This window comes from Paenibacillus xylanilyticus, assembly GCF_013359935.1.
Classification (GTDB): Bacteria; Bacillota; Bacilli; order Paenibacillales; family Paenibacillaceae; genus Paenibacillus; species Paenibacillus xylanilyticus.
In genome coordinates this window covers 426,269-440,359 of sequence record NZ_JABMCB010000192.1, presented here as the reverse complement: position 1 = coordinate 440,359, position 14,091 = coordinate 426,269, and the positions used below count along the sequence as shown (strand labels likewise).

9 protein-coding genes are annotated in these 14,091 nt (G+C 50.8%); all 9 read right to left on the bottom strand.

Features of this window, described 5'->3' with window-relative positions:
- Positions 1-4 precede the first annotated feature (4 nt).
- Entirely contained in the window at positions 5-1,012 is a 1,008-nt protein-coding gene (gene floA / locus HP552_RS21845) for a flotillin-like protein FloA (protein WP_175397486.1), read from the bottom strand.
- Between the two features lie 162 nt (positions 1,013-1,174).
- Positions 1,175-2,515 carry an NfeD family protein gene (locus HP552_RS21840; RefSeq protein WP_175397617.1) on the bottom strand — a complete coding sequence of 447 codons (1,341 nt, stop codon included), beginning with the start codon at positions 2,513-2,515 and terminating at the stop codon, positions 1,175-1,177.
- A gap of 340 nt (positions 2,516-2,855) precedes the next feature.
- The gene (locus tag HP552_RS21835) at positions 2,856-3,299 is read right to left on the bottom strand and encodes a GatB/YqeY domain-containing protein (protein WP_095289878.1); all 444 of its coding nucleotides are present in this window, start codon (positions 3,297-3,299) and stop codon (positions 2,856-2,858) included.
- A 15-nt stretch (positions 3,300-3,314) separates the two neighbouring features.
- Positions 3,315-3,488 carry a 30S ribosomal protein S21 gene (rpsU, locus tag HP552_RS21830; RefSeq protein ID WP_005547957.1) on the bottom strand — a complete coding sequence of 58 codons (174 nt, stop codon included), beginning with the start codon at positions 3,486-3,488 and terminating at the stop codon, positions 3,315-3,317.
- A gap of 175 nt (positions 3,489-3,663) precedes the next feature.
- Positions 3,664-4,026 carry a histidine triad nucleotide-binding protein gene (locus HP552_RS21825; protein WP_175397485.1) on the bottom strand — a complete coding sequence of 121 codons (363 nt, stop codon included), beginning with the start codon at positions 4,024-4,026 and terminating at the stop codon, positions 3,664-3,666.
- Between the two features lie 283 nt (positions 4,027-4,309).
- Positions 4,310-4,660: a hypothetical protein gene (locus tag HP552_RS21820; RefSeq protein ID WP_175397484.1), complete on the bottom strand. Its 351-nt coding sequence runs from the start codon at positions 4,658-4,660 to the stop codon at positions 4,310-4,312.
- Between the two features lie 375 nt (positions 4,661-5,035).
- Entirely contained in the window at positions 5,036-8,455 is a 3,420-nt protein-coding gene (locus HP552_RS21815) for an AAA family ATPase (RefSeq protein ID WP_175397483.1), read from the bottom strand.
- Complete coding sequence (locus HP552_RS21810; RefSeq protein WP_175397482.1) at positions 8,452-9,636, bottom strand: exonuclease SbcCD subunit D; 1,185 nt, start codon at positions 9,634-9,636, stop codon at positions 8,452-8,454. Before HP552_RS21810 ends, HP552_RS21815 begins: the two co-directional genes overlap by 4 nt.
- Positions 9,637-9,830: 194 nt before the next feature.
- Entirely contained in the window at positions 9,831-14,087 is a 4,257-nt protein-coding gene (addA, locus tag HP552_RS21805; protein WP_175397616.1) for a helicase-exonuclease AddAB subunit AddA, read from the bottom strand.
- Positions 14,088-14,091 lie beyond the last annotated feature (4 nt).

Here is a 14,091-nt window from a genome sequence, read left to right as displayed (position 1 = left end):
CCGCCTATCTTTCGTTTTTGGAATCACCCTGATTATTGGAGTTACCTTCACCAGGTTTTCCTAATGAGTTACGCATTTGCGTGTCTGCTTCAATATTTTTCAGGTTCATATAATCCATTACGCCAATTTTACCGCTCCGCAAAGCTTCTGCCATTGCGAGTGGCACTTCGGATTCAGATTCAACCACACGTGCTCTCATTTCCACTACGCGCGCTTTCATCTCTTGCTCTTGGGCTACAGCCATCGCGCGGCGTTCTTCGGCTTTTGCCTGTGCAATACGTTTATCAGCCTCAGCCTGCTCGGTTTGCAGGAAGGCACCAATGTTTTTACCTACATCCACGTCTGCAATATCAATGGACAAAATCTCAAAAGCAGTCCCTGAATCCAGACCTTTAGACAATACGGTACGGGAGATCAGATCCGGGTTTTCCAGTACTTCTTTATGAGAGTCCGCAGAACCGTTGGTACTTACAATCCCTTCACCGACACGGGCAATAATAGTCTCTTCACCAGCACCACCGACGAGTCGGTCAATGTTTGCACGAACTGTAATTCTGGCTCTTACATTGACTTCAATACCATCTTTGGCTACTGCAGATACAACTGGAGTTTCAATGACACGCGGATTGACACTCATCTGTACAGCCTGCAAAACATCTCGGCCCGCAAGGTCGATCGCAGCAGCACGCTCAAATTCGAGTGGAATGTTTGCACGCTGTGCGGCAATCAAAGCGTTGACAACGCGGTCCACGTTACCACCGGCAAGAAAATGGCTTTCCAGTTGGTTCATAGAGATTTGTAGACCGGCTTTGGTTGCTTTAATCATTGGATTTACGATTCGGCTAGGTGTTACACGTCTCAGTCGCATCGCTACCAGTGTAATAATTCCAACACGCACACCGGAAGCAATAGCCGAGATCCATAGCATTACTGGGAAAAAGCTGAAGAATACGCTCAATACGATAATGGCAACTACCGCAACGAGCAAAACCGTAATCAAGGTTGGTTCCATAGACAAAACTCCTCCATTGCACTTTAATTTTGTAAAAATTCATCATAACAGATATCAAATATTACGCTGCTAATATTAGAAAAACACCATTCGGCAAGCAGCACTGCCATATGGTTATGTACACTGCCGAAGTCCACTCAGAACTCCGGCAAAGCAAGCGGTTTACACCGGCAAAGCTTGCTGGACCACAATCCGGGTGCCTTCGGCTTTAACCACAATAATCGGTGTATCAACTGGAATAAAGTCTCCGTCCGAAACCACATCAATCCGTTCCCCATTAAACATTGCTGTTCCAGATGGACGAAGCGGAGTCAGGCTGATCCCTTGAAGACCAATCAGTTCTTTACGTTCTGTCGCAGATGAATAACCTCGATCGGCAGACAATTTGTCACTCAGTATAAATCGATTCCATATGCCTCTGTCCTTAAACAGAATCACCACGATGGCTATAACCACTAGCGCTGCTCCGAAAGCAATGCCCAGTGATACAAATGCATCACTTGTGTCATATGCGGCACGCACGACACCGGCCACAAGCGCGATGGATCCCAGAATCCCCAGAATCCCCATGCTTGGAATAAACATCTCCAAGATCATCATGATGAGCCCAACAGTAAAGAGCACCCAGGTCTCTGCTCCAGCAAAACCGGCAATGTAGTTCCCGGAGAAGTAGAGAATGAAGCAGACGATACCCACAATACCAGGCACTCCAAATCCAGGTACGATCAATTCAATGACCACACCCGCAATCCCCAGAAACAGAAGTACAGTCATGACAACTGGGTTGGTCAGAAAAGAAGATATATTCTCTGCTGCAGTGCGCTCTACAGTGAATACATCATCCTGACTGTAACCCAGCCAGGCTGCCGCTTCTTCCGGAGTTTTGCTGATATGGTCCGCATATCCCACTTTCAGCGCTTCCTCGGCAGACAAAGCAATAATTTCACCCTTCTGCTTCGTTTTATTGATCTCCGGCATCTCCACTACCATGTTGACATCAGTCATTCCCGCTGCAATATTGCCGTCACGACCGCCTTGTTCCGCTGCTCCCTGCATTTTGCTCTTCCAGAATGCAACCAGCTTCGGATCATCGACATGTTTGCCTGTGCTGTCTACCATCGCTGCCGCACCAATCATGCTGCCTGGCGACATTACGATCTTATCTGCATTTAAGGCCAGAAAACTCCCAGCCGAAGCAGCGTCTCCACGGACAAAAGCAACGGTCTGAACAGGGCTTTCCTTAATCAGGTTACCCAGTTCTTCTGCCGTGTCGACACGCCCTCCCGGCGTATTGATATCGAGAACAATCAGGCCAGCGTTCATCGCTTCCGCTTCCTTGAAGCCACGCTCCATGAACTTGCCTAAACCCTGCTCGATTGGTTTATCAACCGGAATAATATATACGGCGCCGCTCTTTTCAGCTGCATGTGCAGACGGCGATCCAATCAAGACAGGAAGCAGCAGCGTCAGCAGCATCATGAGCAACAATGGCCCCGCAAGCATCTTCCGGCGCTTTCCCTTCACAATAATCCCCCCTTTTCCATTATTGTTATACTGTCCAGCTTATGGTATTTATTACGTACAATGCAACATTTCGTTTCAAAATCTTAAAATTATATTTGAAAGCTGGAGGAATTGCAAGAAATTAAATCTAAAATTATGTATGATAACCATTTTAAAGCAAATAAAAAAAGAACTCTTTTCAAACATGCGCTGTGTATCACAGACTATTACGTTAACTCTTTCGTTTTAATAATGATCCATGAACTGCCAATTTATTTATCAAAACGTTAATCAGGAAAAAACACCCCCTGACAAGTCAGGAGGTGTTTATTGATTTGCTTTATTGCAGAAATTGTTGAACTGCTTGATTAACCAGTTTGCCGTCCGCTTTGCCTTTTACTTTCGGCATAAGGGCCGCCATGACTTTCCCCATCTCGGCTTTCGAAGAAGCACCGGTTTCCTGGATGGTCTGCTGTACAATAACTTTAATTTCTTCTTCGGTAAGCTGTGCGGGAAGGTACTGACCAATTATATCAATTTCCGCTTTTGCATTTGCCGCGAGTTCTTCACGGCCCGCTTTGTCAAATTCTTGGAGGGCATCTTTGCGCTGTTTGATTTCACGACTCAGGATATCAAGCACTTCGTTGTCATCCAAAGTTCTTTTCAAATCTATTTCAAGATTCTTGATCGTCGAACGAATCAACCGAATGGTGGAGAGCTTGAACTTGTCCTTGCTCTTCATCGCTTGCTTCATATCTTCGTTCAATCGTTCGCTAAGATTCATGTTGTTCAAATCCTCCTAAAACTTTCTCTTACGAGCAGCCTCGGACTTTTTCTTGCGCTTTACGCTTGGCTTCTCATAATGCTTACGTTTCTTCACCTCAGCCAAGACGCCATCTTTAGCGATGGAACGTTTAAAGCGACGAAGTGCAGCATCAATAGTCTCGTTTTTGCGAACTTTAGTTTCAGACACCAGTTTTCCCTCCCTCCGACCAGACCGTCCAAGAGCAATAACACGGTTCATCACCTTTCATTATAGGCGAAAGATAATAAACGTGTCAACCTTAACGTAATGATCACTTTATTTAAACGAATCACAGTGCTATCTCAATCTCATTTGAGCAAGGAAAAGCATAGCAATCGACCCATTATTGTTTGTGCGAATCCGACAGGCTTGTTAATGCACCAAGTCTGGTGCCTCCAAGCAAATGATAGTGCAGGTGATGGACCGTTTGTTCTCCATCCTTGCCGCAGTTATTAATCAAACGATAACCGGACTCGTCAACCCCAAGACGTTTCGCTGCTTCCTGTGCTGCCAGATGAATTTCACCAATCAGCGGTGTATCCGCTGCTGTCACATCATTCATGGAAGCAATATGTTTCTTCGGAATAACGAGAACATGTGTCGGCGCAGCGGGCTGGATGTCATGAAAGACAACCACATGGTCATTCTCCAGAACTTTGTTGGAGGGAATGCTGCCCTCTACAATTTTGCAAAACAAGCAATCCATTGTTCATACCCTCCTTTGATTTTAAAGATTTATGTATGCTCCTCTATCATACCGGAAGTGAAAAGTGTCGTCCAATCTCACACGAAAATGCTTTTTAAAATCAACCACCCCCCATAACCATATCTATCATGCCAACGGATGCTCAATATAATCCTCATGGCCCGATCATTTGATGAACATTATAAAAAACCTTTCTGCACCCCGGTGGACCGTAATATGCCCTTAAGGATGAGAAAGGTTGCAGGATTTATTTTAATTCCAAATCTGATTTTCGAGCCTCATATCAATAGTACGGCAGTAAAGTTAATGCGGCCAGCCCGAACAAAGGCAGAACCAGTCTGTTAAAACGTCTGCGACCGTAACCATAGTATGGATAGGGATATGGGTACGGGTATCCGTATCCCGGATAAAATCCGCGAGTATGAGGGGCAGGATACCCTGCTCCCGGCATTGCGTTTGCTCCCCAGTTTGCATGATTTGCTAGAGCTTCAGGACCGACAGGGACAGCCAAATAAATCATGTCGTCATCCACATTTTCCATGATTCCATCAAAATGGCTTCCGTCCTTCATCTGTACACAAACATAACGATGCATGTGTTCCTTGCATAATTTCTTCGCTTCCACCTTTTCCACTTCAGTACGCCTCCCTTATCGTGCTTCATCACCCTTCCATGGTATTCAGATCTGGGCGAATTGACACTCAAGGTTCACGCAAAAAAAAGTACCCCGTGAGCGGATTTCGAATGAAATCTGCTGCCACGGACGTCTAACCAGGAAACTTCCTGATCAAACGTCCGCCGGGGTACTTAACATAAGGTATGTCGGCTTGACTGTAGTATAACAGCAGGTTGAACCTGTATCTGTGAGGTATCTCACTCAATTCAGGGGAGTAAAAGAAATATGATTCCCATTCTCCACTCCGGAATTCAGTCGACTGAAGGATCTACTAAAGGATAATGGCAGTCATTACATAATTTAAGACTTGGCGAAGAAAAACAGATCACGTTTTTAAAGGCTTTCCAATACCACCCGAGAGCCGCCCCCAGCCTCGTTTGCAGGAATAATAACAAGCTTGCGTGGCAGACGAGCCCGCAGCTCCGGCACGTGGCTTATGACTCCGACAGCTAGACGGTCATCATGCAGTTTCTCCAGCGATGTAATTACGGTATCCAGCAGTTCAGGGTCCAGCGTACCAAACCCTTCATCCAGGAAGAAAAATTGCAGTGGATACTGACCACGCAGCTGAATCTGGGCAGACAAGGCCAATGCCAGGGACAAGGAGGTCAAAAATGTTTCGCCGCCTGACAAGGTGGATACCGGACGTTTAACCCCTCCGTTTGCATCATCACAGATAACAAATCCGCCGCCCGAGTCCACCTCGAGCGAATACCGCTGTTTGGTCAAAAATCGTAGGCGCTGTGAGGCAGCTTGGCTCACCTGCATGAGTTGTTCTTCAGCAATATACTCTACAAAAGCATTTCCCCTGAAGGCAGCCTGAAGTTTGCTGAGCAGCTCCCCTTGATGACTTACTTCTACCCGTTTGTTCTCCAGTTCGGTCCAGCGAACATGACGCTGCTGAACATCCTCCAGATCCCGTTCTGCACGTGCCTTGGCACTTAGTGCAGCTTCATCCTCGGCGCGTCTCAACTTCAGACGTTCCGTACAGGATACCCACTGCTCTTCGGACACTTCTGCTCCACCGAGCTTCTGCTCAAGTTCACGCAGCTGTGAAGCCAGTTCACGTTCGCGTTCACGATGATGCTGAATGTTTGCTGCCAAACGCTCAGCCTCTTCCGAAGGAATGGCCGCTTCCAGAACAGCTTGTTCAGAGTCGAATGGAGATTGAACCAGCAATTGCTGCCAGCGTGCAACTGCCTGATCCAGATGTTCCGCCGCTGAGGCCAAGGCCTGCCTAGCCATAACGTCTTTTTTGGCGGACTCCTGTTTCAGGGCGTCCGCTTCTTTGAAGCGCTGGGCCGAGTCGGCAGCTGCTTTTCGTAGTCCATCCAGATGGGACTCGGCAGCGGCGATCAATTCCTCCACTCGTTGCTCGCCCACCCATTGGCGCAGTCGTTCTTCCTTTTCAGACAGCTGTTTGTTATTCCCTTGCCACTCGGTCTGCCACTGGATCAGCTGTTTGTCCAGTTCAACAAGTTTCTGGTGAAGGGACTGTACCAATTGCTCCTTCTCTTCCAGGAAGGTGACACTTTTGTTCAGCCGTTCCTTAATGTCTTCAGCACGTGCATCGCGTTCCTGCATCGCCTGATGAAGGGCGACAGCCTCCTCCTGGGCGATGCCCGGCAGTTCGGCGGCCCAGCGGCCTTGCAGTGCAGCTGCAGCTGCCTCACTCTCGGCCAGCTTGCGTTCCGCCTGGACGAGCCCGGCACGGCCGGCCTCCTGCGCGGCAGCCGCTTCCATGCGGCGCTGCTGCGCACCCACAGCCGCCTGCTGTAACGCGGCGGCTTCCGCTTGCACTTGCGCTGCAGCGTCAGCCAGCGCCCGCGCGGCTTCGCGCAGTGCGGCGGCTCGCGCTGCCCAGTCCGCCGGGGAGCGCCCGTGTGCGGGCGAACCGGCGGGCTCAGGCTCCGCAGCCGCAGGCGCGGCCTCGGCTGCGGCCGGAGCTTCGCCGGCCGCAGCGCCAAGCTGCGTCAGCAGGCTGCGACGTTCGTGCAGCTGCTGGCGCAGCCCGAAGCGCAGCTCCTGCAGCTCCGCCTGCAGGCTGCGCAGCAGTTCGAGGTCCGCATCGCCTGCGTGCGGACCTTCTCCCGGCGGTGCAGCCGGGAGCGGGTGGTGTGCGGAGCCGCACACCGGGCAAGGCTCGCCGTCACGCAGCTCGGCGCGCAAGGCGGAGGATAGCCGGTGAAGCTCCTGCTCGCGCATCGAGCCACGCAGCTGCTCCTCCGCCCAGGCCAGCAGGCTCTGTTCGCGGCCAACGTCCTGCTCACAGGCCAGCAGGGCCTCAAGACCCGCTGACGCCTGTTCGACCAGAAGCTGACGCCGTTCATTCAGGCGGCTCTCTTCGCCGGCCGCCGTCTGCAGCTTCTCGGCTGCCAAATTCGCAGACTGCTTGTAGGTTTCCATTTCAGCCTGGTTCTGTCGCAGCTGTTCTGCGGCCGTATCCAGTCGATGCCGAAGCTCAAGTGCAGCTTGCAGCTGTCTTCGCTCCTCAGCCTTGACTTCATTCGGCTTTAGACTTTCCTGCAACTCTTCTCTGCGTTTGCGTCCACGCTGCTGCAGTTCTTTTTCCTTTTCCAGCTGCTGGCCAAGGACAGCCTGCTCAGCCTGCCCCTGCTCCAGGAGCCGCTTCAGACGGGCACCGTCCTCTTGCAGACCGTCCCGTTCCCGCTGCAGCTCTTTGGCCTGTTCCAATTGTTCCAGCCGGAGCAATAGTTTCGGTTCACTCTCAGCCAACTGCATACGCGCCGTATCAGCCTTCTCTGCTTCAAGAACAGATAACCGTTCGTGTTCCACAGCTTGTTCATGGGCTGTTGCAGCTGCAGTTTGTCGCAGCTTCTGCTCTGTTACAGCATCCCGCATGGTCTGAAGTGCAGGTAATATGGCCTCGGCTGCACCAGCCTGTTTCAACCGTTGTTCACCTGTTTCGATCTCAGGTTCAAGGATTTTGAGCTTTTGCTGTTCTTCCAGACGCCTCTGGCGCTCTTGACTCCATTCACGTATTTTTCCCAGCTGCTCAGCTTCCTTCGTTGCTTCATCCAGAATTTTCCGGGAGAGTTCTGCATTCTTTACAGCCTCTTGGAGAAGTCGTCTGGTTTCTTCCAACGTTTCCTTGCTCGCATTGCCAAGACCCTGCTGCTCTGCCAGGAGAGCTTGATGAACCATATCGTTATCTTTCACTCGCCGGCTCAGCTTAATGGCAAGCTGATCTCCATATTTCTCCAAATGGAACAGACGCTGCAGCATCTGTCGTCGTTCACTGCCTTTCAGGGATAGAAACTCAGCAAATTTACCCTGCGGCAGCACAACGGCTCGCGTAAAGTCATCCATTTTAAGGCCAATCACTTCTTCAACGCAGCGGTTAACATCGGCCAGTTTATCAGCAAGCACCTGTTCCTCTCCGTTTACAGTCTCAATGAATTTGCTGATCGTATTGCTTACAGATATTTCATTGTTACGTTTAAAACGCCGTTCCACCCGAAATCTCCGTGTCCCTTCAGCCGATGACAGTTCGAAGGTAAAAGCCACCGATAGCGCATCCTCAGCATGATTCATGATGCCCTGCGTCCCGTTAACCGCCCGTTCCACCTTGCCGTACATTGCAAGGGTAATGGCGTCCAGCAAGGAAGATTTCCCGCTCCCCGTTGGACCGAAGATGCCGAACAATCCGGTTTCCGTCAGTACCGTAAAATCAACTTCCTGTGCTTCACGGTAGCTCTGCAGACCGGCCACTTTTAATAAAATCGGCTTCATCTTCCTTCAACCTCCTCACGCACGCCTGGCTCGTCCTCATCTACAAGTTCCAGGAACAGCTTCACCAGACTGTCTTCAGGCTGTGCCCCGCCTGTCTGACGCTGGTAGAACTTGCGAAACAATTCGTGCACGGGCAGCTCGGAACGCTGCTCCAGCAATCCTGCTGCAGCCATCTCCGGATAAACCGGTCGGATATGAATGATACCGTCATGCGACTTGCGCAGCTGCTGGATCTCTTTCAGTGACATGGCATCGTCCAGCCACACTTCCATATCGATAAAAGATTGGGCATCTCGACCCTCTTCCAGCCAGCGATATACCTCGGCCAGTCCACCGCGTGCCTTCCAACGCACAAGTGGACGTCCACAGGTTAACAGCACTTCTTCCACATTTGCAGTTCCGCCTGGCGCCAGATCCACCATCGTAACCGATTTGCTCTGTCCCGCTTCCGAGAAGCTGTAAGCCAGTGGCGATCCACTGTACCGGATCACACCGTCTCCCTTTACAGCCTGGGCCCGATGAAGATGTCCAAGCGCTGTATATTGCGCACCGATCGACAACGAGGCTGGATCCACCGTATAGGCACCACCCACCTGAATCGGGCGCTCCGAATCACTTTCCACCCCGCCCAGTACATAGATGTGACTCATCCCCAAATTGACCGTATCCGGACGAAATGAACTCGCCAGCCGCTGCATCAACATTCCTACCCGGCGGCTGTAGGCCTGACGAAGCACGTTTTCATCCCCATCGGTAGTGAGCAGTTCATTCAGCCGTGCCTCCGAAGGATAGGGCAAAGCTGCAATCCGGGCAGTCTCGCCCGTTCGCTGCGCATGAATGGTAACTGCTTCTGCCGTTGGCATGCCTACCAGAGTAATGCCCTGTCTGTTCACAAGTGGCGTTACAGAAGCCACCCGTTCCGGCTGATCATGATTGCCTGCAATGACTACCAGCGGTCTTCCGCGCTCCGTGAGCCGGGCAGCCGCTTCATAAAACAGCTGCTCTGCCGATGCAGGCGGATTAACAGAGTCATATACGTCGCCAGCCATTAACACTGCGTCCGCTTGCTGATCATCCGCCAGTTTGACGAGTTCATCGACGAAATCCTCCTGTTCACGCAGCCTGCTTCGTCCTTCCAGCGTTTTCCCCAAATGCCAGTCCCCTGTGTGCAAAATACGCATGTTCCGTTCATCCCCTCTCCCCTGCAAGATCTCTGTATCAGATCTCTGCTGTCTCCAAACTTTCGTGAATCATTTCTCTCTAAAGGCTAAACATCCTGAACAAAAGGGGACACCATCGCTTCTTCAGAATCGATTCCGTCCCCTTCATGTCATCCGTTCTAAATCAAACACTTTATATAAACCCTAACCTGTTCTTAAAGCTCTACAGCATGTCCGCCATCAAAGAAGTACAGCCACTTCCGATCTACCTTACGTCCCAAAATATCTTCAATCGCACGGCCATACAGTTCCAGCTGAAAACGATAGTTACTCGTCAATTCTTTTAGACCTCCGCGATGTTCAAGCACCCGGTCGGTTTTGTAATCCAGCAGCGTGAGCTCGCCTTCCACCTCATACAGGCAATCAATGATCCCCTGTACAAGGACCGTTTCGTTATCCAAAGATGCCCGGAGTCCACTGCCTTCATCCAGCATTTGCATCCCTGAATTTGATGACAGATTACGGAGCCACTCGGCTGGAGAATGATCTGCTGGCAGTCCATAGATGAACGGAATCTCCCGTTTCACCCAGTCTGCACGCAACAGGTCAGTTCCTGGTGCTGCCTGGAAAAATTGTGCGACATGCGCAGGTTCAATCACTTCTGCCTGATGAGGCAGCAAAATCTGAAGTGTGGCCAGTCTTGCCAGTGTCTGTTCAACAACCGCGGCATCCACATTCGTTCCGTCCAAGGGTAAATGCTGCATCAGCGTGTGGTACACTGTACCTCGCTCAGCCCCCGTCAATTGTTTCTCTTCCATAAACTTCGGACGACGCAAATGCAACTTAAAGGACGTTTCGCTAGCTTTATCCATTGAATCATTAAAGACTTCACTAACTTTATCTTCTGGCTGCGGACCTTCAAGAACGACAGCATGATCCATTTGTCTTTCAAGCTCTTCCATCACCTGAAGAGGCTGATGGTCCTGTATGGCAAGCACTGCCTTCAATTCCGAAACAGACGTGCTTGCAGCAATCCGAGTAGCCGCTTCATATGGGTATGTCCATGACAGTCGCTGATCAACGTTTTGGACGCATTGCTTTTCCAGTGAGACTTGATCGATATCCATGCCTTCTTGTGACGTTCCATCTGGAGTACTCACAACCATCTCGTTAAGGTTAATTGTAGAAGGAAGTAGGTTTACAGGCTTCGCTGCTTGCAGCGCACTCATGCGCTCTTGACGAATCTCCGTCATCTCGTTTTCGTCACCATGTTTCGAATCCACAAAGATCTCCTTGGATACCCAATCGGCAGAAATGACGGATATGCTCCAGCGTGATTCGTCCTCTATCAGGCAAGCAGCATTTGAATCACGCACACCAGCCAGTTCACGCAATGAAGAAGCTGCTGGATGGCGAATCAAAGCAGGTCCGATCCAGTCGAGATAACTCCTTCCTGCCGCTAGGAGGTAATCAGGAAGAATCAATGCGGAACTGTCTTTTATCTGTGACCAGGCCGCTGCTTTTTTGGCAGCATCTTTTACCGTCCCAACCAGAATCATTTTCTCCTTGGGCCGAGTGAGGGCCACATAGAGTACCCGCATCTCTTCCGCCAGCAATTCAAACTGGGCGCGGCGGCGAATGGCCAGATTGGCCAATGTGGGGTAAGCCACCCGGTTCTCCCGATCCACAAACCTTGGACCGAATCCGAGCTCCTTATGCATCAGAAACGGTGCATTCAGGTCCTGTTGGTTGAACATCTTGGAGATGCCTGCCACAAATACAACCGGAAATTCCAACCCCTTACTCCGGTGAATCGTCATAATTCGTACCGCATTATCCTGTTCACCTGATCCGGCCACCGTTCCCAAATCTCCGTCATTCTCGCGCAATCTGGAGACATAGGTCAAAAAGCGGAATAAACCCCGGTTTGCCGTCGCTTCTTCATATTGACGTGCACGGTCATACAGAGCTTTCAGATTGCTTTGACGCTGCATTCCTCCCGGAAGACCGCCAACCCAGTCCAAATAGCCCGTTTCCCTGTATATACGCCAGATGAGTTCACTCAGACTGCCTTGGCGTGCTTCGAGCCTCCATTGCTCCAGCTGGCGCATAAAACGAATTAATTTTTGTTGTAATTCCGAGCCCGCATCTTCTGGAAGCTCTTCATCCACTTTATATCTGTCGTTCTTTGTTTCTCTGTCGCCAGGTTTCGGTTCCATCACCTCTGCCTCTGCCGAAACAGCTGCCTCTCGCTCCGCCTGCTGAATCTCTGACCATGCTTCCGGCCATTGCATCTGGATTGCTGATGAGTCATGATCGCGCACTTGTTCGGTCTCAATAGCAGATACAACAGCGTCATAGAAAGACTGCCTTTTATCTCCCAGACGGATTTGTGCCAGATCCTCTTCATCCAGACCAACTATTGGTGAACGAAGCACTGAAGCAAGCGGAATGTCCTGTCTAGGATTATCCACGATCTGAAGCAGGGACAACATGATCTCCACTTCCGTTGCCTGAAAGTAACCCTTGCTCTGCTCTCCTCCGGCTGGAATCCCCTGTTGTCTGAATTCCTCAATCATCAGGGGGGCCCACATCAGGGCAGAACGCAGCAAGATGACAATGTCACCGTAACGCGCTGGACGCATTGTTTTTAATGCTTTATCGTACACATTCAGCGCAGGCTGATCCGTATCGCCTACAATCTCCCGGATACGGCGAGCCATGGCCCGGGCCTCTAATTGAGCCGTTTCAAGTTCGACACTTTCCAGTTCAGCTGATGCCAGGTGTTCTCCATTTTCATCCACACTTTCGCTCAGATCAGGGCCACCGCCTTGTCGATCGATCAGCATCAATTCCGGCGTATATGCCTCGTCACCCTCTGTTTCCGGTGGAAACGAAGCTCCATAGGCGAGCTGGGCCCGTTCGTCATAGGCGATTTCGGCTACACCTTCATTCATGAGCTGGCGAAACAGCATATTCACCGAATGTACCACCTCTGCACGACTGCGGAAGTTCCGTGCCAGATCAATACGTCTACCCGTACGCGGTGTATTTTCTTCTCCTCCATCCGCTTGGATGCCGGACTCATATTGACGGTACTTGTTCAGAAACAGCCCTGGTTCAGCCAAGCGAAAACGGTAAATACTCTGTTTGACATCTCCTACCATAAAGCGATTGCCCGGATTTTCCCTCGAGATCAACCTGACAATGTCTTCCTGAACGGTATTGGTATCCTGGTATTCATCCAGCAGCACTTCATCAAAACGTGCTCTGTATTCCATCGCAGCATCTGACGGCATTGACAGCTCTGGCGTGGAATCCTCATGACGCAAAATGTGAAGGCAGTAGTGTTCCAGGTCGCTGAAATCAACCTGACCACGTTCCTGTTTGGCCAGCTTGTAGCGTTCACCGAACTCAATTACAAGTTTGGACAATTCCTGCATGAGCGGAGCAGCCTGCTCCAGCTCCTGCCAGAACGAAAACGCACTCCGGCCAAAAAGTGACCCTTTCAGATCGGTGACTGCTTTTTTCGCTGCTTCCCGAAGCTCCTTCACTTGCTCCTGAAGCGCCGCATCCGTTTGGTCCTTTTTGCAGGGTTTCAGCTTGCCAAAAGCGGCTGGCTGAAATACTTCAGGCAGTCTCTCCCAAGGCATAACCTCCACTGCTGACAGAAGATCCTCGACCATTGCAAGATCTTCCTTCAGCGTATCTGCATACGGTTTTGGTCCTTCCGGCTGCAGGGCAATGCCAATACCTTGACGCAGTAGTCCGGCTGCTCCGCTCAGGGTCAGTGCAGCATCGCGTAAAATGCTCTGTACCCATGCAGAATGACCCAGCGCCTCCACATTTTCAACTTGAAAAGCAGACGCCATTACCGAGAGCCAGTGATCCGGCCAGGAGTGACTCCGCGAGAAGTCATACAACCGCTGCACAAGCCGGTGCATGGCATCATCGTTTCTTTCCCCACTGAACCAATCCACCAGCTCACGGAAAGTACTGCCTTCGCCTTCTTCTCCGTATTTATCTTCAAAAAGCTCCTCCAGAAGTTCCTGACGCAGCATTTCGGCTTCATTCTCGTTCAATATCCGGAAGGCCGGGTTAAGCGGAATTTGCTGATAGTAACGACGGATGACTTCCATACAAAATGAATGGAGAGTTGTAATCGAAGCTCGCCCGAGCAGCGACAGCTGCTTGCGCAGATGCTCTTCCTCAGGCTGCTCCTCAAGCGCCTGTTCAAGTGCCTCCCGGATACGCTGTTTCATCTCAGCAGCCGCTGCCTTCGTAAAGGTAGCCACCAGCAATCGATCCACGCTGAAACCACGGGAAGGATCTGCTATTTTGCGAATAATCCGTTCAACCAACACAGCTGTTTTCCCTGAACCTGCTGCTGCGGCAACCAGAATGTCTTCCCCACTCTGAGAGATCGCACTCCACTGGTCATCACTCCAGAAGCTGCCTTCCGGTTTTGGCATATTC